Below are 22,881 nucleotides of genomic sequence, written 5' to 3'. Positions count from 1 at the left end.
GATGAACAGGCCTTCATCTTCCGCGTCGCCTGCATCTACGGTATCGTAGCCCGGATGGAGCGCTGCGAAATCCGGGACAGTCTCAACGCGGTGAAGAATCCCGGATTGCGCTGCGCTCCATCCGGGCTACGTGCTGGATCGCTTCGCCCGCAATGACAGCTAGTGCCTCACAACTCCCGTGCATTCGAAAACGCAAACGAGCTCACCCGCCGGGTGTTCTCATCCAGGATCAGCGTTCGCGTGATCGGCGGCTCGGCGCGCTGGGCGCAGTTCTCACGTTCGCATAGCCGGCAGTTGACGCCGATCGGCGTGCCCTCAGCCTTCTCCAGATCCATCCCGGCGGCATAGACGAGTTTGGCCGCATGGCGGATTTCGCAACCGAGACCAATCGCAAAGCGCGGCTGCGGTTGCGGGTGCGGCGCCACGGGACGGCGCACCATCTGCGCGATCGAAAAATAGCGCGTGCCATCGGGCAGTTCAATCACCTGCTTGAGCAGGCGGTCCGGCGTGTCGAAGGTCGAATGCACGTTCCACAGCGGGCAGGTGCCGCCGAATTTCGAGAATGGAAACGTGCCGGAGGAGAATCTTTTGGAGACGTTACCGGCATTGTCGACGCGCAACAGGAAGAACGGCACGCCGCGCGCGTTCGGCCGCTGCAGCGTGGTGAGGCGATGGCACACCTGCTCGAAGCCGGCATTGAAGCGCTGCGCCAGCACATGGACGTCGTAGTTCAGGTTTTCCGCCGCGGCGTGGAATGGCTGGTAGGGCATCATCACGGCGGCGGCGAAGTAATTCGCGAGCGTAATCCGATAAAGCCGCCGCGATGTGTCATCGAGCGGGCCGGCGCGGTTGACGATGGCGTCGATGGCCGCGCCGCATTCGGCCAGGCCAATCTGCAGCGCAAGCTGGAACGCACGGCCCGAGCCATCGACCAGTTCGGAGATCAGCAATTGCCGCCGATGGCGGTCGAACCGCCGCAGCGTCTCGCGCATCACGTCAACCGGCATGATGCGGGTAACGATCGAGTGCTTTTCTCGCAGCCGCGCCGAAAGCGCGGCGAACAGTTCCTCGGCGGAAGCGTTGAGTTCGTCGCGCAGGTTTTCCGCGGCCTGTTCGAGTTCCGGAAAATAATTGCGGTTGGCCTCGATCAGGTCGCGCACGCGCTCGATCGGGTTGGCCTCGAAGCGGGTGCCCTCGTCGCGGTCGGCCATCTGCGCCGCGACCAGCGTCTCGCCGCGGCGGGCCTCAGTATAGGCGGCATACAGGCGCTGCAAGGAGTGTGTGACGCCCGGGCACAATTCGGCGAGATCGCGCAGTTCCTGCTTCGGCAGGTCGATCTGGCGGAACAGCGGATCGGAGAAGATCTCGTTCAGCTCGGCGAAGAACCGGTCCTCGTCGGCGGTCGCGAGATCGCGCAGATCGAGGTCATAGGTCTCCGCCAGCCGGAGCAGGATCTGCGCCGTCACCGGCCGCTGGTTGCGCTCTATCAGGTTGATATAACTCGGAGAAATGCCAAGCCCCCCGGCGATCTGGGTCTGCGACAGCCCGAGCTGCTGGCGGATCCGCCGGAAGCGGGGCCCGACGAAAAGCTTCTTTCCGGAGTCGGTGGCCATGGCAGGTTCCCTGACCTGATTTGTGACAAAATTTACAAAATGACATCTATGACAAGTTCATATGTTACATGACATCACCATTCGAAATCAAGCTATCTATACGAATTGGGAAGTTTAGCGTTTAGCTCTCGGAACGTTTCGCAATGCACTGTCAAGAATGTCGATTGGAGAAGCGGCGAAGACAAACGCTGCAAATCTGTCGTCATCGAAAGGATTACGCACATGAACTACCAGCCACGTGGGATCAGCGACCAGGCTATCCAGGGACCGGCTTCCTATCTGAGCGAGGTCGGAGCTGCCGAGGCGCTCCTCAAGACCCAGCCGACCTGGAATGGCGTCACCGCCGAAGCCGTGGCGCGCATGCGTCTGCAGAACCGCTTCAAGACCGGCCTGGACATCGCCCGGTACACCGCGGCGCTGATGCGCAGCGATATGGCCGCCTATGATGCGGACACCACAAAATACACCCAGTCGCTCGGCTGCTGGCACGGCTTCATCGCGCAGCAGAAGCTGATTTCGGTGAAGAAGCATTTCGGCACGACCGATCGCTGCTATCTGTACCTCTCCGGCTGGATGATCGCAGCACTTCGCTCCGAGTTCGGACCGCTTCCCGATCAGTCGATGCACGAGAAAACGTCTGTGCCGGCGCTGATTGAAGAGCTCTACACCTTCCTGCGTCAGGCGGACTCCCGTGAACTCAACGACATTTTCCGTGGCCTCGACGCGGCCCGCAAGGCAGGCGACAAGGCGAAGGAAAAGGCGCTGATCGAAAAGATCGACACCTTCCAGACCCATGTCGTGCCCGTGATCGCCGATATCGATGCCGGCTTCGGCAATGCAGAGGCAACCTATCTGCTCGCAAAGAAGATGATCGAAGCAGGTGCGTGCGCCCTGCAGATCGAAAATCAGGTCTCTGACGAAAAGCAGTGCGGCCATCAGGACGGCAAGGTGACTGTGCCGCACGAGGTGTTCCTGGCGAAAATTCGTGCCTGCCGCCACGCCTTCCTCGAACTCGGCGTCGAAGACGGCATCATCGTGACCCGCACCGACTCGCTCGGCGCCGGTCTCACGCAGCAGATCGCCGTGAGCCACAAGCCGGGCGACATCGGTGACCAGTACAACAGCTTCCTGGATTGCGAAGAGGTGACGGCCGCCAACGCCAGGAATGGCGACGTCATCATCAACCGGAACGGCAAGATGATGCGTCCGAAGCGGCTTGCCAGCAACCTCTATCAATTCCGCGCCGGCACCGGCGAGGACCGCTGCGTGCTCGACTGCATCACCTCGCTGCAGAACGGCGCCGACCTGCTGTGGATCGAGACCGAGAAGCCGCATATCGAGCAGATCGCCAAGATGGTCGACCGTGTTCGCGAGGTGATCCCGAACGCGAAGCTGGCTTACAACAACTCGCCGTCGTTCAACTGGACACTCAACTTCCGTTGGCAGGTCTACGATGCGATGAAGGAAGCCGGCAAGGATGTCAGCAAGTACAATCGCGCCGAGCTGATGAAGGCGGAATACGACGGCACGCCGCTGGCGATCGAGGCCGACGAGCGCATCCGCACCTTCCAGGCCGATTCAGCCAAGCGCGCGGGCATCTTCCACCACCTGATCACGCTGCCGACCTATCACACGGCGGCTCTGTCGACCGACAATCTCGCGAAGGAATACTTCGGCGAACAGGGTATGCTCGGGTATGTGAAGAACGTTCAACGCCAGGAAATCCGGCAGAGCATCGCCTGTGCAAAGCATCAGAACATGGCCGGCTCCGACATCGGCGATGATCACAAGGGATACTTCGCCGGCGAGGCGGCCCTGAAGGCGGGCGGCGCCCACAACACGATGAACCAGTTCGACTAACGCTGGAAGGAGACTGACAATGACCAAAGGCAGCAATTTCTGGGTGATCGGCGGTGAGTTCGGCTCGATGAACTTCCACAAGCTCGTGGAAGGCTCGGCCCAGGTTCAGGGTCCGTTCAAGACCCGCAAGGAAGCCGAGGACGCCTGGCGCGTCGTTTCGGAAGAGAACCGCCACAAGGCCGGCGTACGCTTCTCCATCGTGGAAGAGCCGTCGCGCGTCTCGGCCTAAAGCGCCTGCTGCCAACAAGATCTAGGGAAACGGCCCAAGGACAAGCGGCCCCATCCGGAAAACCGGGTGGGGCCGTTTGCGTATTCCAAGGCACCGGGGAGAGGCCGGGGCGGGGCTCCCGCCGCACACTCAGAACCCGGTGGACCGCTAAGCTATTGCAAACAAACAGCCATTGCGCGCAACATAGTTACTGATAGGTTAACCGGGCTTACTTCCTCAGGATAAAGGCGGCAACCGATGTCAAACGCGCAAAACACCGGCAACGAAGCCCGCGACATGAGACCGACGCGGCTGCGCGATGCGCTCCGCCAGGCCCGCATCGAGGCTGCCGACCGCACCGGCGTCGTGGTCGAACTGCGCGATGCCGAAGTCGCCCGGCTCGAGATCCTGAACGAGGCGCTCGATCCGCTGTTTGCCGAGGTGCCCGAGCAGATCGACCTGTTCGATCGCGGCGTCAGCCAGGGCGAGACGCCGCGGCTGTGGATCGACGTGGTGGCGCATGTGGTGATGGGGCGCGACAAGCGCATCTACCGCTTCGTGCAGGACACGCGCTTCGGCCGCATCGTGATCGCCGAGTCGCATGACGTTCCTGTCATCGTCGATGCCGTCACCGGCTATGTCGCGCGCCGAATGATCGAGCGCGAACATGCGATGATGGTAACGAAGGCGGCCGAGCCGGCCGTGGAAAAAAAGCCGCGCCGCCGCGGCTTCGGCATGTTCGTGCTCGGCTTCCTGTTGGGCGCGGTGGCGCTGTTCGGATTGGCGCTGTATGCGAGCTTGAAGAATATCTAGCCAGAGTTGGCGGCTCAGGCATTCGGGGGCATCGTGGCAGCCGCTTCATCCATACCGTTGTTCGCCCTGCTTGTCGGCGCGCTGTTCGGAACCTCCTGGCTGTACGGCAAGTGGCGCACGCTGCGCCGCGCCGAATTCATCCGCACCTTTCACTGGCCGCGCGGACTGCTCGAGCGGCTTGAGAAGCATCATCCCGGCTTTGCGCGCAAGGACAGCGCGCTGGTCTCGCGGGGCCTCCGGCAATTTTTCCTCGCCTATCTGATGAGCGGCAAGCGCCACGTCTCGATGCCCTCGCAAGTCGCCGACGACCTCTGGCACGAATTCATCCTGTACACGCGCGACTACGACGCGTTCTGCCGCCGCGCCTTCGGCGGCTTCCTCCACCACACCCCCGCCGTCGTCCTCAGCGAGCATCGCAAGAGCAACGAAGGCCTGCGCCGTGTCTGGTGGTATTGCTGCAAATACGAGAACATCGATCCGGTCCGCCCCACACGCCTGCCGCTGTTGTTTGCGCTCGACAGCAAACTCAACATTGCAAACGGGTTCGTCTATCACCCCGACTGCGAAGAGCTGCGCAAGAACGGCAGCGGAGCGGCGTATTGCGGTGGCGATTTCGCAGATACGTCGTTCGACGGTAGCTCGGACGGGTTTGGCGATACCGGCAGCGACGCAAGCGGTGATAGCGGCGGCGACGGCGGTGGTGGCGGCGACGGGGGCGGCGGCTGCGGCGGCGGGGATTGAGGATTTCGCTAGAGCAGCGTCGTCTGCTTGATCTGCTTGACGCGGAAGTCGGCGTCGATGGCGCGCACGGTGTGCACGCAGCGCCATTGGTTGCCGTCGCGCGTGATCGAAAACAGATTATACGCCGCGGCCGGATAATGCCGGTGTGCCAGCGCCGACGCCGACGGCACGCCGACAGCGGGAATCTGGCGATCGGCGCCTTCGAGCCACATCGTCGAATGGATGTGATCGTGCCCGTGCAGGACCAACTCCACGCCGTGCCGCTTCAATACCGCACGGAGAGCCTTCGAATCGGTCAGCCGCTTCATCCGCGAACTCGAATGCAGGGGATGATGCACCAGCAGCACCCGGAACGCGTCATCGGCGGACATCTCCGCCAGATGGCGATCGAGCGCATCGAGCTGCGCGCGGCCGAGCCGGCCGGTTGCCATCAATGGCAGCGTCGGCACCGCCGAGGACACCCCGATCAGCGCCAGCGGCCCGCGCCGGCGCACGAATGGAAACCGCGTGTCGTCCGCCTCGGCATCGCCGCGCACATATTTGTCGAACGTGCCGGCGAAATGATGCCGCGTCGCCCACACATAGGCGTCGTGATTGCCGGGCACGATGGTGACATGCTCCGGCGTGCCGACGCTTTCGAGCCAAGCCTGGGCCGGAGTGAATTCCGCCTCCAGCGCCAGGTTGACGAGATCGCCGGTCACCGCGATATGGTCCGGCCGCTGCGCCTGCATGTCGGCGACCAGTGCGTCCAGCACCTCGCGGCGGTGATATTTGTGGCGGTTGCGGGTCCAGTTGAGATAGCCCAGCGCACGCTTGCCCGCGAGATCGCGAAGCTGCGCCTTGGGCAGGGGCGGCAGATGCGGATCGGACAGATGCGCCAGCGTGAAGGTATCGGTCATCCGCGCTCCGCTGCACTCGCTGTGATATAGAGCCGTCGCACGATCATACCGGCGATATAAGGATCAAACGTGATAGCTGTCCATCCGAGGTTTGCGTGACGGCGCTGCAGCACTTGCGAAAACATCTCGAACCGCAATTGCGGCGGGCCTTCCACCTCTATTGGCGGATGGCCCGCGGCATGACGCTCGGGGTCCGCGGCGTCGTGCTCGACGGCGACGACAAGGTGTTCCTGGTCAGGCACAGCTATGTCGCCGGCTGGCACCTGCCGGGCGGCGGGGTTGAGGTCGGCGAAACCTTTCTCGAGGCCCTGCGGCGGGAATTAGTGGAAGAGGGGCGGATCGAACTGACCGGGGAGCCGGTTTTACACGGCCTGTTCCTCAACGCCCACGTGTCGCGCCGCGACCATGTTGCGGTCTATATAGTCAGGCAATTCCGGCAAGACCGCTTGCCGGAGCCCAACTACGAGATCGTCGAGTGCGGGTTCTATGCGGTGGGTGCGCTGCCGGCCGAGACGACCACGGGCACGCGCCTGCGAATCGCGGAGGTACTTGACGGCGTGGCGCCGATCGCGACGTGGCGGTGACGTTAGCCTGGTTGCTTGCTGCGCCTGCAACGAATAGAAGCGGAGAAACGGGGCGGGGTTCGACATGGGCAGGATGGGGATCCTGAAGTTGCTTTGCGCCATCGGCTTCCTGGTGGTGCTGGCCAGCAACGTCTGGAACATTTCGCGCTGGAGCGAGAGCCGCGGCGTCTATGACGACATCTGCTACTTGCGGCAGGCGCATCTGTTCGAGAGGTTCGGGCTCCGCGGCATCGATACCGACGTCACCTTCGACGACGATCATTACCTCAAGAGCAGCCTGAAGGCGATCGGCTACGCGGAATGGCATGACGTGAAGCGTGCTCCCTGCCACCCCTTCATTCCAGCGGTGGACAAGCATGTGCTGCAGTATCCGCCGGGGACCGGCTTTGTCCTCTCGCTGTTTCCTGCTGGATTTCGGGTGGCCCCGCTCTACGTATTAACGTCGATCGTCGCAGTTGGTTTTTCGCTTCTCGCCTTGACCTATGCGTCTACGCTTTACCGGCTGATACTGGTTGCCGCGTTCGGCGACTGCGCGATCTATCTGATGATCAATCCGACCAAGGCCAGCTATTCGATGGCGCCGACCATGATTGTATGCGCGCTGGCCGGTTTTCTAACGGCGAAGATCTTCATGGACGGGCCACGGCGCCGGCTGGTCTTGCTGGCGCTGGTCGGGCTGCTGATCGGGCTCTCCGTCAATTTCCGCTTGCCCAACGTGTTTCTGGCGGCGGGGTACTGCCTCTACCTTGCCGGCGCCTTCGCGCTGGCGCGGAGCAGGGACACATTCCTGCAAGGACTCTTGTTCGGTGTCGCGTTCGTGCTCGGAATGGCTCCGACGCTGATTGCGAATGCGATCAATGCGGGAAGTCCGTTTGCGACGACCTATGGCAGCGTCGACGCTGTGCCGCCGGAGCTGAGTGCAAGCGTCTTGTTAAGCTATCTCGTTGACGTGCAGTTTACCTTGCTGGCGATATCCGCCGCATGGACTGCCTGGCTGTGGCGCTTCGATCAGGGGCGCGCCAAACGCGTTGCAATTCTGGTCGCGGCAAACATCGCCGTGAACGCGATTTTCTTCATGACCCATCCGATATTTACGCCATATTATATCATTCCGATCGACATGCTCTCGCTCTGGACTTTGCTGTTCGCAACGCTCGATCTGCGCGGCGAACGGGCCGCCGAAGGTGCGGCCTTCCCTCAACCGGCCAACGCCTGATTGCGGTATGACGCGCCATGGACGGATTTAATTCGGTGAGCGTGCGATGACGGGACCTGCGCTGCGGATTGCGGTTCTGGTGCCGTGCTTCAATGAGGAAGCCGCGGTCGCCACCGTGGTCTCCGACTTCCGCAAGGCGCTGCCGACGGCTGAGATTTTCGTCTACGACAATAATTCCAGGGACCGCACCGTCGAGGTGGCGCGCGGAGCCGGCGCCATCGTGCGCAGCGAGCGCCGCCAGGGCAAGGGACACGTGGTGCGGCGCATGTTCGCCGATGTCGATGCCGACGTCTATGTGCTGGTCGACGGCGACGCGACCTATGACGCGCCGAGCGCCTCGCGCATGATCGATGCGCTGGTGAACGACCACCTCGACATGGTGGTGGGTTTTCGCGTCGACCAGTCGGTCGCCGCCTACCGGCCCGGCCACCGCACCGGCAACTGGATGCTGACGAGCTTCCTTTCCACGGTGTTCGGCCAGGCGTTCAAGGATATCCTTTCCGGCTACCGCGTGTTCTCGCGCCGCTTCGTCAAGTCCTTTCCGGTGCTGTCGGACGGTTTCGAGATCGAAACCGAACTCAGCGTGCATGCGCTCGAACTGGCGCTGCCGGTGGTGGAAATCGAGACGCCTTATTATGCCCGCCCCGAGGGCTCGTTCAGCAAGCTGAACACCTGGCGCGACGGTTTCCGGATTCTCGGCACCATCCTGAAGCTGTACCGGTCGGAAAAGCCGCTGCGGTTTTTCACGGTCATCGGCATCTTCCTGATGCTGATCTCGATCGGCCTCGCGATCCCCGTGGTCGTCACCTTTCTCGAGGAAGGTGTCGTGCCGCGGCTGCCGACGGCCGTGCTGTCGATGGGCCTGATGATCGTGGCGGTGCTGTCGGTATCTTCGGGGCTGGTGCTGGATACGGTGACGCGCGGCCGCCGCGAAATGAAGCTGCTGGCCTACCTGTCCCAGCCGGCCATCAAAAGGGATTAAGGCAATACGGGGATTGCCGCCGCCGGCAATGGACCGCGCCGCCGCCAGATGCTATCCCGCGCCCCATCATGAGCGAACTTGACGTCACCATACTGGCTGAAACTCCAAAGGACGCGCAGGCGATCGAACGCCTGCACGAGCGCACATTCGGTCCCGGCCGTTTCGTGCTGAGCGCCTACCGCCTGCGCGAGCATGTCGATCACCTGCTTGAGTTGTCGTTCACGGCGCGGATCGGCACATTGCTGGTCGGTTCGGTACGGCAATTGCCGATCTGCATCGGCGACACGCCGGCGCTGATGCTCGGGCCGTTGACGGTCGAGCCGCCGTTCCGAAAGCGCGGCGTCGGCCGCATGCTGCTCGATCGCTCACTGCAGGACGCCAAGGCCAAGGGCCATCGCCTGGTCATTCTGGTCGGCGACGAGCCCTATTACGGCCGCGTCGGCTTCAAGGTGGTGCCGAAGGGGCGTGTGATCATGCCGGGCCCCGTCGATTACAGCCGCCTCCTGGTAGCGGAACTGGTCGAGGGCGCCTTCGAAGGCGTCTCCGGCGATATCCGGCCGGACTGGAGCAAGGCGCGGTAGCGTAGCGCATCGGTGGGGTTCTCAAGGTCAGCACGGCGGCTTCCGTTTGACGCCGGCCGTCTCTCCGGCAGGCCGGGTACCTCCCGCGGCCTGCTGCAATTCGTGCCGGAATTCCTCGCGCTTTTCGTGGATGGACGCGACGACCGGCCCCATTGCCATGCCGAGGCCGATCAAGGCTGCTTCTGACAACAACAAGCTTGCTTCGATGGTCTCGGGGACGGCGTCGGTAACGCCGATCTGATAGAGATGCCGCGCATGCTCCGCGTCGCGGGCGCGCGACACCACCAGCATATCTGCCCTGAGCGCGCGGACCTGGGCTACGATTTCGTCGATGCCCTTGGCTTCGCCGATGGTGACGATGACCGCCGCGGCCTCCATGAGGCCGCAGCTCTTCAAAAACTCCGGATTGGTCGCGTCACCGTAATAAACGGTGCGTCCCTGCCGACGCTGCTCCGGCACGGCTGCGGCGTCATTATCGACGGCAATGTACTGGAATTTGTGCCGATCGAGCATGGAGCAGACGACCTGTCCCACCCGGCCATGTCCGATCACAATGGCATGGTTGGCGCCTCCGCTTGGTGCAACGGACAACTCGGGATCGAGCGGCTTGTCTTCGCGTATCATTGGCGCCAGCCGCCGCGCCACATGGGAAAGCGCAGGAATGAGCAGCATGGTCAGCGACGTCAGCGCGACCGTGAAGCTCGACACCTTGGCATCGATCAGGCCGAGCGTTGTCGCCATGCCGATGACGACGAAGGCGAACTCGCCGCCCGGGCCGAGCAGGAGGCCGGTTTCGATGGACGCTCGCCAGGAAAGGCGAAACAGCCGGGCAAGGACGATGAGGATAATGGATTTCACGGCAACGAGCGCGATGGCGCTTCCAAGCAGCCAAACCGGATCGCGGGCAAGCTCGCGGAAGTCGATGTTCATACCGACCGTAAAAAAGAACAGGCCCAGCAGGAGTCCCTTGAAAGGATCGATGGCGGTCTCGATCGCCTTGCGGAATTCGGTCTCGGCGAGCAGCAGGCCGGCGATGAAGGCGCCAAGCGCCATCGAGAAGCCGGCCGCGGCGGCGGCCACCCCGGCTGCGACGATCACGAACAGCGTGGTGGCCACGAACAGGTCGCTCATGCCCACGGATGCGACCAGACGGAACAGCGGCCGCATCACCACGCGGCCGGCGACGACGATCACGCCGAGCGCGATGGCGGCGTTGGCGAGCGCCAGCGCGAGTGTGCCGGCAACCGAACCGGATTCGCCGGTGCCGAAAATCGAGATGAACAGCAGGAGCGGCGCCACCGCCAGGTCCTGCGCCAGCAGGATCGCGAAGCTGGCGCGGCCAGCGGTCGTGGTCAGCCGTCCCTGCCTGGAAAGCACTTCGACGACGATGGCGGTCGACGACAGCGCCAGGCAGGCACCGACGATGAGCGGCACCGGCGGCTTGCCGCCCGCAAGGATCACCACTGCGCCGATGGCGGCTGCGGAGAACACGATCTGCAGGCTGCCCAGTCCGAAAACCAGGCGGCGCATCGTCTTCAACCGCTCATAGGACAGTTCCAGGCCGATCAGGAACAGCAGGAACACGATGCCGAGCTCTGCGATACCGGCGACGTTCCTGGCGTCAACCACGGTGAACCAGTACAGGAACGGGAATTGGCCGATAAACGAACCGAGTCCCAGGGGACCGAGGATCGCGCCCGCTACGAGATAGCCGAGGACGGGATTGAAGCCGAACCGGCGTACCAATGGAATGACGATGCCCGCAGTGCCGAGCAGGACGAGGGCATCGCTGTAGACGGGAATGTTGATCGGCGAGGGCATCTATCCGTGTTCGTCAGCTCGCATCGGGCAAGGCATATCCTTCAACGGTGCGATAATCCGGTATCCACCGTCATCCATGCCGACGTTAGCTGGTACTACCAGCCAACGCCACCCGTCAGCGTCTGACCTAGAACTTCAGATTGGCAAACGCGCGCACGCCGATGCCCGGCAGCAAGACCTGGTCCTTGTTGAAGGAAGTCGAATTGCGGATGTTCTCGTTCAACAGGTTGTTGCCGACGAGGCCGACCATCATCTCGCGTGCGCCGAACCAGGAAGGATCGAGCTTGGTCTTGTAGCTGACCTCCGCCTTCAACAGGTTGTAGCCTGCGGTTGGCGTCTCGCCGATCGGGGCGATGTCGTTCTGAGCGAAGGCATGCAGCAGGTTGATCCGCGTCAGCCAATTGGCATCGCGCCAGAACAGGCCGCCGCCGACTCGCACCGGCGGAATTCGCGGAACATTGGTGCCGTCGTTGAAGGTCGCGCGCACCACATCGAACTGGTTCTCGACGCCCCAGATGCCGCCGTTGAGCGGCCCGACGTCCAACTGGCTCTGAAACTCGCCGCCGCGGAAGGTGGCGTCGCGTTGTGAATAGATCGCCTGGTTCAGCTCGAGCGGAAAAGCCGGGTCGGCAGGACCGACGCAGGCGACATCCTCGCAGGTGTTGCCGGTAAGGCGACGGAAAATGAAGCCACTGAACTTCGTATAGTAAGCCGTCACCTCGAACCTCAATGGTCCAGTCGCCCGTCGCAATCCGATTTCGATCGACTTGGCGGTTTCGATGCCGAGATTGGGATTGCCGATATCAAACGTCGCGGTCGCATCGTGCGCGCCGCGCGAAAACAGTTCGGCCGGTTTGGGTGCGCGCTCGACGTATTGCCCGGTAATGCTTGCGACAAGACCCCATGGCAAATCCTGGAGCAGACCGACGCTCACACTTTTCGGCGTGAAGTTCAGGTTGCGCGGTGTGGCAGGACCAATGGCGGCAGGGTCGACGTTGAGGTCGAACAGCTCCGGAACAAATGCGGGCGTCGTTCCGCTGAGACTGACATGTTCGATACGGCCGGCGATCTGCGCCTTGGTTGAGTCAGAGAACTTGAACTCGTTGAAGACGTAGCCGGCGACCCTGTTATTCTTGTTAGGATCAAACAACCCGTTGAGCGGGCTGGTTGGATCGTCCGGACTCGGCGCCGTCAGTTCCTGATGCCCGGCCTGCAGACCGAATGCTGTCGTGACGGCGGCAAACCGCGCGTTGAACGGGGCCATCTGCACCTCGACGCGCCCTTCCTGCTCCTTGTTCGTGAAGCTCTGCCGCACGCCGAGGGACGAGAGGTCGGCGGGATCGGCCAGTCCGATCTCGTCGTGCTTGTAGTTGGTCGCGCCCGCCCAGAATCTGACGGCATCGATCGCCGCTGCATCGGGCCGGTATTCGCCCTTGGCCGTGAATTTGGTTTGGCGCGCGTCGATGCGGGTCTGGTGATCGGCGCCGTCGATGCCGGGGATCCGGTAGAGCGTGTCGTTCTGCGTGATCGCCGCGCCGATAAATCCGCCATCGAAGATGTAGGAGCCGCCAATCGATGCACCAGCCGCCTGCATCGCCGAATTCGGCTGCCGGCCGTTGACCGGGCGGGTCTGGTCGAACAAATACGGATAGCCCGGAATGCTGTAATCGCTGGCCTTGCGGCCATAGGCGTCGGCATGAACAGCGAAATTGCCACCGCCGGCATCGATCAGGATGCCGCCATCGACACCGCGGTCGACCGAACTGACGGCCGTTCGGGTTTCGACCGTGACGCAGGAAGGTGATCCCACGTTTGCGAGCGGCGCTTTCGCCGGCAGTCCGTAGGTCTGGAACGGTGCGGCCGCGCATGTCGGCAAGGTATCCGGGATGCGATTGTTGGTCGCGCTGACGACGCCGCCGATCGATGTCGATCCGTAGCGCATCGCCGCCGGACCGCGGATGACTTCGACCTGGTTTGTCGCCAATGGATCGACCGGCACGAAATGGTCTTCGCCGAGATCGGAGGCGCCGCCGGCGTTGGTGCCGTTCTCGACGATGCCGACGCGATTGACGTCGAGGCCCCGGATGATCGGCCGGCTCGCGGCACCGGGCGCGAAGGTGGAGCCGGTAATGCCGGGCTTCGAGAACAGGAGATCGCCAAGTTGGGCGGTGCCTTGGCGGCGGATCTCCTCGTTCGGCACCACTGTGACCGTCGCAAATTGATCGGTGACGATGGGGAGCACGCCCTGCTGGGGTGCGGCCGCGACAGGTGCGGCTTGCGGTTCTGCCGCGCGTTGCCGGTTTTGGCCGGGCGCGGTGCGGGCGACGCGCACCGGCGTGCGCGAAGGCACAACGGCTCGCCGCCGCACAATCGGGCTCGGCGCCGTCACGGTGATTTCAGGTAGTTGTGTCGATGAGGATGGCGCTGCGTCCTGCGCCAGCGCGCCGTCCGCCACCGCGCATAGCAATAGCCAGCTTGCTCCACCGAAATGGAACGCCCGTTTCTTCTTGAATGTCATTGTCCCGATCCTGATTCCGTCGATGTGCGACGGATCGATTCCGATTTTCCCTCGGTGGATCAGCCGCGTGGCGCGGCGATCCCCTTGGAGAGTGCATCAATCAATCGAGGTCAGGAGACGGGAGGTGCGCGGGACCGGAATGCGGGATGAAGCGAGCCGAGATGCGCGAACTCGGCGCCGGTGGTGAGGTGCAGAAGCTTGACTGCCTGCGGCAGCTCCAGCAGCGGTGGTGTGGCGAACAGGAAATTGTTTGCAAGCGAAACGACGGCGCAGATTGCACAGGCGTCGGCCGGGTGCCGGTCGTTATCGTGATTGGAGGGCTGCTGCTGCTGAACCGTGTCGCTGGCGGCATCAAGCGCGGTGTGGTCCGCGGCGTAGGTAAGACGGGCATCCGAGAGACCGATCTGGACGTTCTGCGCGGCGGCGGCCCCGTGGCAATGCCCGAACGACAGCGCAAACTGGATCGCGAGCGCGAACAGCGCCAGCCGCGCGCCAGTTCTGACGTTGGTTCGAAACCATTTCACAATGACGCACGCCTTGCCCCGGGGCGACCAAGTCTCTCGGCCGTCCCAATGTAATATTATAACATCGGAGGGGCATCGCGATGTCAACGCGGTGCAAGTGCGTTCGGACGAATCCCCAAACGCTGTGTGATTACTGCAACGGACGCAGGCCCCGAGCCTTCAGCATGACAAAAGTCTGCTCGCGAGAAATCTTTCCCGATTGACAAAGGTAGCCGCCCAGTATGTTATGTTATAACATTACATCAATCGGAGTCCCGCGATGCTTCCCCGCTCTCGTTCGGGATTCCGCGCACTGCACAGGTTGTTTGATCTCCATGCGAAAACTCCCCGTCACCGTCTTGTCCGGCTTCCTAGGGGCTGGAAAGACAACTTTGCTGAATCACGTCCTCAACAATCGCCAGGGCCTGAAGGTGGCGGTGATTGTGAACGACATGAGCGAGGTGAATATCGATGCCGACCTGGTGCGCGATGGCGGTGCGAATCTTTCCCGGACGGATGAAAAACTGGTCGAGATGACGAATGGGTGCATCTGCTGCACGCTGCGTGACGATCTGTTGAAGGAAGTCCGAACGCTCGCTGAGGGCGGCAAATACGACTATCTTCTGATTGAATCGACGGGCATTTCGGAGCCGCTTCCGGTTGCCGCGACGTTCGATTTCCGAACCGAAGAGGGCGACAGTCTTTCCGACGTGGCATTGCTCGACACCATGGTGACGGTGGTCGATGCCGTCAACTTGTTGCGGGACTATGCCTCGACCGACTTCATCAGGGATCGCGGCGAATCGCTCGGTGCCGAAGACAAGCGGACGATGGTGGACCTGTTGGTGGAGCAGATCGAATTCGCCGATGTCATTGTGCTGAACAAGATCAACGATGCGTCCATCAGCCAGTTGGACGCGGCGCGCAAGATCATCCGCGCGCTCAACCCGGCCGCCGATATCGTGGAGACTGATTTCGCCAGAGCTCCGTTCGAGCGCATCCTTGACACCGGCCGCTTCGACTTCGCGCGGGCGCAGCAGCATCCGCTCTGGTTCAAGGAACTCTATGGCTTCGGCGATCATACGCCCGAGACCGAACAGTACGGCGTCGGCAGCTTCGTCTACCGCGCGCGCCGGCCGTTCGAGCCCACAAAACTCCATCAGTTCCTGCGGGAAAGCTGGGCCGGTGTGATCCGGGCGAAGGGACATTTCTGGATCGCTACGCGTCCACAATGGCTCGGTGAGTTGAGTCAGGCAGGTGCGATCGTCCGCACCGAAGGCCTCGGGTTTTGGTGGGCCAACGTGCCCGCTGACCGCTGGCCCGACGATCCATTCTGGCGGAAATCGCTCAAGAAGAACTGGAACGAAGTCTATGGCGATCGCCGACAGGAGATCGTTTTCATCGGCACCGACATGGACGAGGAGGCTATCAAGGCGCGCCTCGATGCGTGTCTTGTCCCGGGTAAACCGGGAATGCACATCAAGGAATGGGCCGGGTTGGCCGATCCGTTCCCCAAATGGCTGCGCGCCGACGAGGCAGCATAAGGTTCCCCGCAATAAGACTGAATTATCGACGTCGCGCTCAGCGCCCCTCGCGCACCCAAGTCGCCGCGAACGCACCGAGCAGCAGCAACAGCCCGACCAGCCCTGCGAACATCGGCAGCACGCCGACGCCTTTCACGACGCTGGCGTCGCGCATCTTGACGCCCATCCAGCCGTCGCCGTGGAAGATGCCGGAGGCGCGCACCGGAACCACGCGCGGGAGATCGATGCTGCCGCCGTCGGCCACGCGGCGGGCGTCGCCGCCGGTCGCCTGCGCCAGCGGCTTCAGCATCTCGGTCGTGGAGGTGACTTCGGAAAATTCCTTCGGGTTGGTCGGCCCGACATTGATCAGGGCTTTCAGCGCGCCGTCCGTTGCCTGCCACAGCCCGAGTTCGTTGGCGGGGAGGGTGGAGCGCCAGGTGCCGGGCTCGCTTGCGGTCAGCGTGAGTTCCTTGGTGGCGCCGCTCGGTGACGTCACGGTCACCGGCGGCACGTTGTCGGCCATGGTCTGGCGCAGCACCACGAGGTCTTTGCCCTGGATCTGCAGGCGCAGCGCCTCTTCGTCCAGATCAGGCTGCTTCATCAGCCAGTGCGATGTCCGCCGCAGCAGATCCAGATGCGGCCCGCCGCCTTCATAGCCGCGCGCCCACAGCCAGATGTGGTCTGACAATAGAAGCGCGACGCGGCCTTCGCCGAAGCGCGACAGCAGGAGCAGCGGCTTGCCGTCGGCGCCGGTCATCACGGGCGCGCCGATCGCGTTGCGGGTATCCACGGTGCGGAAGAAGCGGCTCCAGCGCGGCGGCTCGCTGGCGGAGCCTTCGAGGCCGCGCGTCACCGGATGGCGCTTACCGGCGTCGCTCAGATGCGCGTAGAACGGTTTTTCAGTGACGCCGACCGGCTCTGCCGGCAACACCGTATCCAGGGGCGTGCGCCAGATGCTGGTGGTGGAGGCATAGTCGGGGCCGGCCGACACCAGCACCGCGCCGCCGGCGCGGACATAGCGCGCGATATTGTCGAAATAGGCGATCGGCAGCACGCCCTGGCGGGCGTAGCGGTCGAAGATGATCAACTGGAATTCGTTGATCTTCTGCTGGAACAATTCGCGTGTCGGAAACGCGATCAGCGACAATTCGTTGATCGGCGTGCCGTCCTGCTTCTCCGGCGGGCGCAGAATCGTGAAATGCACGAGGTCGATGCTGGCGTCCGACTTCAGCAGATTGCGCCAGGTGCGTTCGCCGGAATGCGGCTCGCCTGATACCAGCAGCACGCGGAGCTTGTCGCGCACGCCTTCGATCGCGACCACGGCGCGGTTATTGACCAGCGTCAGCTCATTCTCGAGCGGCGAGGCTTCGATCTCGACGATGTTCGACCCGGCATGCTTGATGTCGACCTCGACATTGGAGGTCTGGCCGCTCAGGAGCGTGCGCTCGCTGATTACTTCGCCGTCGCGGCGCACCACGACCCTGGCGCGCTGGCCGGTGACGCCCTGGTCGTCGAGCCGGTAGGTGATGGTCTGGGGCTGCCCGACGATGCCGAACCGCGGCGCGGCCGAAATCGCGATGCGGCGATCGCGCTCGTCCTTGCGTCCGGTGACGAGCGCGTGCACCGGCGCCTGGAAGCCGAGGGCCGCGGCGTTGGCCGGAATGTCGTGCACCCGGCCATCCGTGATCAAAAACGCGCCGGCGACGCGGTCGACGGGAACGTCCGACAGCGCCGAGGACAGCGCGCCGAACAGTTTGGTTCCGTCGGTTTCGCCGTCGGCCTGTCCGGCCTCGACGACGCGCACTTCCAGCCCCTTGATCTTCTTCAGCGTATCGACCAGCGCCTCCTGCGCCTTGGCGGTTTCCTGGTTGCGGGTGCCAAAGTTCTGACTCGGGCTCTTGTCGATCACGACGGCAGCGACCGACGACAGAGGCTCGCGGTCTTCGCGGGTGAAGGAGGGATTGGCGAGCGCCAGCAGGATCAGCGCCAGCGCCGCGACGCGCACGGCGGCACCGCGCGAGCGCCCGAGCAGCAATAGCACCGAGATCGCGACGATCGCGGCCAGCGCGATCCAAAGCACGATGGACGGAACGAGGGGAGTGAACGCGATGCCGTAACTCATGGCCTATTGCCCCAACCGCTCGATCAGAGCCGGCGCGTGAACCTGATCGGCCTTGTAGTTGCCGGTCAGGGTGTACATCACGATGTTGACGCCGGAGCGGAACGCGAATTCGCGCTGGCGCGGCTCGCCCGGCGTCAGCGGCAGCATCGGCTGCCCGTCCGGGCGGTGCGCCCAGGCGCCGGCAAGATCGTTCGAGGTGATGATGATGGGCGAGACGCCGTCGCCGCCGCGCGCCGGGCGCGAGGCTGCATCGTCGTCTTCCTCGCGCGGCAGGGTCTCGACCCAGGTCTGGCCCGTGTTGAAGCGGCCGGGGAAGTCGCGCAGCAGGTAGAACGTCTTGGTCAGCACGTGCTCGCGCGGCACCGGCTCCAGTTCAGGCACGTCGAGGGAGGAGAGAATTTCGCGCAAGGTACGCATGCCCGGCGTCTGCGCCGCGCCGTTCTCGCCGGGCGGCGCCTCGACGGCGTCGCGGGTATCGAACAGCACCGTGCCGCCCTGCTTCATGTAGGCGTCGATGCGGTTGATGGCATCCTGCGGCGGCTTCGGCGCACCCGGCACGATCGGCCAGTAGATCAGCGGAAAGAACGCCAGTTCATCGCGCGCGGGATCGACGCCGACGGGATCGCCGGCCTCCAGCGCGGTGCGCTGCGCCAGGAACAGCGTCAGTCCCGCCATGCCGGCCTTGACGATGGAATCGACGTCGGCATTTCCGGTGACGACATAGGCGAGGCGCGTCTGCGACACCGACTTGATGGCGAATTCGTCGTTGCTCTGGGCACGCGTCGGCGACGGTGCGATCGAGGTCGCGGACAGGATCAGGGCCAGCAGAACGGCGGCAGCCGCCGTGCGTCGCCGCCACAAGGCGGCCAGGCCCGCACCCAGCATCGCGACCACGATCGCGTCGATCAGGAACAGCACCAGCGACGACGACAGCAGGATGCCGCGCAGATCGCGCGGTTCGGCGTTGGTGTAGCTGGCGCGTTGCGCGCGCAGGGAAGATGTATCGAGCGGCGCGATGCGATCGGCCGGGGCCAGCGTGTTGACCGCGATCGGGCCATCGGCCGGGCCGTAGAAGCCCGGCGGATGATCTGACGTGGCGCGGTCGCGATAATCCGCCGGCATCGGCTTGGCGGTCGAAGGCGGCGGTCCGAATGCGCCGAAGCCGTCGAGGGTGCGCAGCGGCGCCACGGTCTCGACATTGGTCGCCTCGCTCGCAACGCCCGCGCCGGGCTTCGAAGTGTAGCCGGACATGTCGACCATCCGCCGCAGCATCTCGACGAAGCTGCCGGACATCGGCAGGTCCGACCAGCGCGAGTCGGCGCCGACATGGAACAGGCTGATAACGCCCTTGCCGCGATGCTCGCCGGTCACCAGCGGCGTGCCGTCTTCCAGCGACGCCCAGGTCTTGGTGGCGAGCACCGCGTCCGGCTCGGCCAGCACCTGCCGGTTCACGGTGATGTCCTTGGGCACGGCGAGGCCCGCGAACGGACCGTCGGCGGCGAAGGAAGCCAGATGCTGCGGCTTTTCCCAGGTCAGGCTGCCGCCGAGAATTCGGCCGCCGCGACGCAGTTTCACCGGCACCAGATCGTCATCGGCCTGCGCCAGGCGAGGGCCTGCGAAACGCACCAGCACGCCGCCCTGATCGATCCATGCGTTCAGCCGCTCGCGGATTTCCGGCGACAGCGTGCCGACATCTGCGAGCACGATCATCGGCAGGCGCTGATCGAGGAACTGCGCGATCACCTGTTGCGCAGCGCCGCGATCACCCAGCCGTATGTCGGCGAATGGCGACAATGCGCGGGTGAGATAGAAGGTCGACGCCAACAGCGGCTGGGCGGTGTCGCTGGTAGCGCCGGTAACGACGCCGACGGCGCGCCGGCGCCAACGCTTGTCGAGCAATTGCACAGCACCTGCCGATCGTTCGCCCGATATTTCCAGCCGCGAAATGTCGTTGCGCAGTTCGACCGGCAGATCGAACGCCGCTTCGCTCTCGTGATCCTGCATGCCAAACGCGTAGCGCGCCTCGCCGATCGGCGAGCCCTTGGCGTCGATCGCGCGAACCACGCCGGCTGCGACGCCGCCGGTGGTGCGCAGCACCTTGACCGTCATCTTCGCCGCGGCGTTTTCGGCGGCGACCAATGCCTGCGCCGGGGCCGCGCCGCCCTCGAACACCGTCAGCTTGCGATCGCCGATGGTCTTGCCGAGATTTTCGACGAATTCAGCGCCGCGCCCGGTGTCGACGCCGTCGGACAGCCACGCGATCTCGGCATCACCGGTCGCCTTCAGGAAGCGGTCGAGCGCGCCAAGCGTGTCGACGCGGTCGACCGAATAGGGTTTTGGCGCAATCTGACGCAGTGCGACCCGCGCGGTGCCGGCCGGCATCAGCGTGATGTCGCGCGCGGTCTCGGAAAGCGGAACGAGTGCAATGCCGCGGCGGTCATTGTCGGCGTTGGCGATCAGCTCGTCAGCGGACTTGATCCTTGTGTCCCAGCTTGCAGCCGCGCTCCAGCCGTCGTCGAGCAGGATCACCAAGGGCGCATTGCTGCCGCCGACGCCGGTTTGCGGATTCCAGATCGGGCCTGCGGCGGCAAGGATGACCAGTGCGGCGGCGGCAAGCCGCAGCAAGGTCAGCCACCACGGCGTCCGCGACGGGGTTTCTTCCCTGGGCCTGATGTCGAACAACAGCCGCGTCGGCGGAAACTCGATCCGCCGCGGCCGTGGCGGCATGACGCGCAGCAGCCACCACAGCACCGGCAGGCTCAACAGGCCCAGCAGCAGCAGCGGTTGCGCAAAGGTTAAGGGGAGGCCCGCGATCATGCGCTGCGCCCCGCCTTGACGGTTGAGCCGCGCACGCTTCCCTTGGCTGCCATCATGCCCGAATGCAGGAACAGCAGGAGTTCGGCGGCGGAACGACTGGTGGTGTGGGTCGAGAACAACCAGTCGAGCTTGTTGGTCTCGCTGCGGATCTCGTCGCGATGCAGTGCGACGCGCGCGACATAGTCGCTGGCCCAGCTCTCGGCGCGGCCGGCGGTGATGACGCCAAATCCTTCCGGCTCGACGAATTCGACCCGGCCGGCATAGGGAAAGGTTTCTTCGGCGGGATCGACGACCTGGATCAAGGAACCATGGGCGCCGGAGGCCGAAAGCCCTGCGAGCATCACCCTGATCTCGCTCATCGGCGACCACAAATCCGACAGCACGACAATTTCGGCCAGCGCCGACGGGACAAAGGACGGCGGCAGGCTCGCGCGTACCGCATCGTCGTGCAGCATCGCCTGCGCCATCTTGTCGATCACGTTGCGGCTTGCGGTCGGGTTCATCAGGCCGGGAATGCCGACGCGCTCGCCGCCCGAAACCAGGAGTTCAGCAAGCGCGAATGTAACGATCAGCCCGCGTTCCAGCTTGCTGTCGCGCGCACCCTTGGAAGCAAACGCCATCGACGGCGAACGGTCGGGCCACAGCCACACCGTATGCGCAGCCTCCCATTCCTGCTCGCGGACATAGAGATGATCATCACGCGCCGAGCGCCGCCAGTCGACATTCTGCGACGGCTCGCCGGAGACGAAGCGGCGGTATTGCCAAAAGCTCTCGCCGGCGCCGGCGCGGCGCCTGCCATGCAGGCCATGGATGACGTTGGCGGCGATACGCCGGGCTTCGAGCACGAGACGGGGGAGCGAAGCGGCGAGCGTTCGGCTTTCGCCATCGGCACGTCGGATTGCTACAAGCTCCCTGGTCTCGTGGGTGGTCTCTGCGGCCATCAACCGATCCGCGTCTTCAATTGTCTGATTACGTCGGGAATGGTGCGGCCTTCCGCGCGCGCCGAGAACGTCAGCGCCATGCGGTGCTTGAGAATGGGTTCGGCGAGATCGAGCACGTCGTCGATCGAGGGCGCGAGGCGGCCGTCGAGCAGCGCGCGGGCGCGAACCGCCAGCATCAGCGACTGGCTGGCGCGCGGACCCGGTCCCCAGGCAATCAGCTTGTCGCCGCCGTCTTCGGAACTCGGGCGCGCCGCGCGCACCAGCGACAGGATCGCCTCGACGACGCTGTCGCCGACCGGCAGGCGCCGTACCAGTCGCTGTGCCGCGATCAGGATTTCCGCATCCATCGAGGCCTTGGCGAGCGTCTGTTCCGCGCCGGTCGTTTCAAACAGGATGCGGCGTTCGGCGTCGCGATCGGGATAATCGACGTCGATCTCCATCAGGAAGCGGTCGAGCTGCGCTTCGGGCAGCGGGTAGGTGCCTTCCTGCTCCAGCGGGTTTTGCGTGGCGAGCACGTGGAACGGTTTTGGGAGGTCATGCCGCGCGCCTGCAACGGTGATGTGCTGTTCCTGCATGGCTTGCAGCAGCGCCGATTGCGTACGCGGGCTGGCGCGGTTGATTTCGTCGGCCATCAGGAGCTGCGCGAACACCGGTCCGGAGATGAAGCGGAACGACCGCTTGCCGGAATTGCTCTCGTCCAGCACTTCGGCGCCCAGAATATCCGAGGGCATCAGGTCCGGTGTGAACTGGATGCGCTTGGCGTCCAGCCCGAGCGTGATGCCCAAGGTTTCGACCAGCTTGGTCTTGGCGAGGCCGGGAACGCCGATCAAGAGCGCATGGCCGCCGGACAGGATCGTCACCAGGGTGTTTTCAATCACCCGGTCCTGGCCGAAGATGACGGTGGAGATGGCTTCCTTCGCGGCGCGAATCTGGCCGGCGACCTGCTCCGCCGACCGGACGATCGCATCCTCGAGTTTCTCGACACCGTCTGCATTCGCCATGTCTGTCTCCTTCGACCGTATAACCGCTTCATGACACCGCTGGTTGCGTCGTCATGCCACGAACCTCATGCTAAACCTGTGCAAAGGCCATGTATTCGCTGAATTAAAGTATCCCCACATTATCGGTATTTCGGGGTA

Annotated in this window: 18 protein-coding genes; 9 read left to right on the top strand and 9 right to left on the bottom strand. The window is 63.9% G+C overall.

Annotated elements, in window-relative coordinates:
• Positions 1-167 precede the first annotated feature (167 nt).
• Positions 168-1,613 carry a helix-turn-helix domain-containing protein gene (locus C7G61_RS36495; RefSeq protein ID WP_108522537.1) on the bottom strand — a complete coding sequence of 482 codons (1,446 nt, stop codon included), beginning with the start codon at positions 1,611-1,613 and terminating at the stop codon, positions 168-170.
• A gap of 222 nt (positions 1,614-1,835) precedes the next feature.
• Here C7G61_RS36495 and C7G61_RS36490 point away from each other — a divergent pair, with 222 nt between their 5' ends.
• The 4 genes from C7G61_RS36490 (at position 1,836) to C7G61_RS36475 (ending at position 5,235) form a co-directional block, all read left to right on the top strand.
• Positions 1,836-3,473, top strand: coding sequence for an isocitrate lyase (locus tag C7G61_RS36490; protein WP_108522536.1), 1,638 nt, complete (start codon positions 1,836-1,838; stop codon positions 3,471-3,473).
• Between the two features lie 19 nt (positions 3,474-3,492).
• Complete coding sequence (locus tag C7G61_RS36485) at positions 3,493-3,702, top strand: DUF4170 domain-containing protein (protein WP_108522535.1); 210 nt, start codon at positions 3,493-3,495, stop codon at positions 3,700-3,702.
• A 237-nt stretch (positions 3,703-3,939) separates the two neighbouring features.
• The gene (locus C7G61_RS36480; protein WP_108522534.1) at positions 3,940-4,494 is read left to right on the top strand and encodes a hypothetical protein; all 555 of its coding nucleotides are present in this window, start codon (positions 3,940-3,942) and stop codon (positions 4,492-4,494) included.
• Between the two features lie 33 nt (positions 4,495-4,527).
• Positions 4,528-5,235 carry a glycine-rich domain-containing protein gene (locus tag C7G61_RS36475; protein ID WP_244608626.1) on the top strand — a complete coding sequence of 236 codons (708 nt, stop codon included), beginning with the start codon at positions 4,528-4,530 and terminating at the stop codon, positions 5,233-5,235.
• Between the two features lie 8 nt (positions 5,236-5,243).
• Here the strand turns inward: C7G61_RS36475 and C7G61_RS36470 are convergent, their stop codons facing one another.
• Positions 5,244-6,134, bottom strand: coding sequence for a metallophosphoesterase family protein (locus C7G61_RS36470; RefSeq protein WP_108522533.1), 891 nt, complete (start codon positions 6,132-6,134; stop codon positions 5,244-5,246).
• A gap of 95 nt (positions 6,135-6,229) precedes the next feature.
• Here C7G61_RS36470 and C7G61_RS36465 point away from each other — a divergent pair, with 95 nt between their 5' ends.
• The 4 genes from C7G61_RS36465 (at position 6,230) to C7G61_RS36450 (ending at position 9,497) form a co-directional block, all read left to right on the top strand.
• A complete protein-coding gene (locus tag C7G61_RS36465) occupies positions 6,230-6,718 on the top strand; it encodes an NUDIX domain-containing protein (protein WP_244608625.1) in 489 nt (162 codons plus the stop codon).
• A 64-nt stretch (positions 6,719-6,782) separates the two neighbouring features.
• On the top strand, positions 6,783-7,934 hold the full coding sequence (locus C7G61_RS36460; RefSeq protein WP_108522532.1) for a hypothetical protein: 1,152 nt from the start codon (positions 6,783-6,785) through the stop codon (positions 7,932-7,934).
• Between the two features lie 46 nt (positions 7,935-7,980).
• Entirely contained in the window at positions 7,981-8,916 is a 936-nt protein-coding gene (locus C7G61_RS36455; protein ID WP_108522531.1) for a glycosyltransferase family 2 protein, read from the top strand.
• 68 nt (positions 8,917-8,984) lie between these two features.
• Positions 8,985-9,497, top strand: a complete 513-nt coding sequence (locus tag C7G61_RS36450; protein ID WP_108522530.1) for a GNAT family N-acetyltransferase — start codon at positions 8,985-8,987, stop codon at positions 9,495-9,497.
• Between the two features lie 27 nt (positions 9,498-9,524).
• Here the strand turns inward: C7G61_RS36450 and C7G61_RS36445 are convergent, their stop codons facing one another.
• From C7G61_RS36445 to C7G61_RS36435, 3 genes are all read right to left on the bottom strand, one after another.
• A complete protein-coding gene (locus tag C7G61_RS36445) occupies positions 9,525-11,318 on the bottom strand; it encodes a cation:proton antiporter domain-containing protein (RefSeq protein ID WP_108522529.1) in 1,794 nt (597 codons plus the stop codon).
• A gap of 127 nt (positions 11,319-11,445) precedes the next feature.
• Positions 11,446-13,836: a TonB-dependent receptor gene (locus C7G61_RS36440; RefSeq protein ID WP_108522528.1), complete on the bottom strand. Its 2,391-nt coding sequence runs from the start codon at positions 13,834-13,836 to the stop codon at positions 11,446-11,448.
• 110 nt (positions 13,837-13,946) lie between these two features.
• Positions 13,947-14,360: a DUF2946 family protein gene (locus C7G61_RS36435; RefSeq protein ID WP_108522527.1), complete on the bottom strand. Its 414-nt coding sequence runs from the start codon at positions 14,358-14,360 to the stop codon at positions 13,947-13,949.
• Between the two features lie 314 nt (positions 14,361-14,674).
• Between C7G61_RS36435 and zigA the strand changes: the two genes are divergently transcribed.
• Complete coding sequence (gene zigA / locus C7G61_RS36430; RefSeq protein ID WP_108522526.1) at positions 14,675-15,883, top strand: zinc metallochaperone GTPase ZigA; 1,209 nt, start codon at positions 14,675-14,677, stop codon at positions 15,881-15,883.
• Positions 15,884-15,920: 37 nt separating this feature from the next.
• On the opposite strand, the gene C7G61_RS36425 is transcribed toward zigA, so the two are convergent.
• The 4 genes from C7G61_RS36425 to C7G61_RS36410 are packed head-to-tail and all read right to left on the bottom strand — an operon-like array spanning position 15,921 to position 22,743.
• The gene (locus tag C7G61_RS36425) at positions 15,921-17,984 is read right to left on the bottom strand and encodes a hypothetical protein (RefSeq protein ID WP_108522525.1); all 2,064 of its coding nucleotides are present in this window, start codon (positions 17,982-17,984) and stop codon (positions 15,921-15,923) included.
• A gap of 3 nt (positions 17,985-17,987) precedes the next feature.
• A complete protein-coding gene (locus tag C7G61_RS36420; protein WP_108522558.1) occupies positions 17,988-20,798 on the bottom strand; it encodes a DUF4159 domain-containing protein in 2,811 nt (936 codons plus the stop codon).
• Positions 20,798-21,742 (bottom strand): DUF58 domain-containing protein, encoded by a 945-nt coding sequence (locus C7G61_RS36415; RefSeq protein ID WP_108522524.1) that lies wholly within the window; start codon positions 21,740-21,742, stop codon positions 20,798-20,800. Before C7G61_RS36415 ends, C7G61_RS36420 begins: the two co-directional genes overlap by 1 nt.
• A complete protein-coding gene (locus C7G61_RS36410; protein WP_108522523.1) occupies positions 21,742-22,743 on the bottom strand; it encodes an AAA family ATPase in 1,002 nt (333 codons plus the stop codon). Before C7G61_RS36410 ends, C7G61_RS36415 begins: the two co-directional genes overlap by 1 nt.
• Positions 22,744-22,881: the final 138 nt, after the last annotated feature.

Origin of the sequence: Bradyrhizobium algeriense (assembly GCF_003062295.1) — a bacterium.
GTDB classification, from domain to species: domain Bacteria; phylum Pseudomonadota; class Alphaproteobacteria; order Rhizobiales; family Xanthobacteraceae; genus Bradyrhizobium; species Bradyrhizobium algeriense.
Note: the sequence above shows the minus strand (reverse complement) of the source record. Positions and strands in the feature narration are given on the sequence as shown.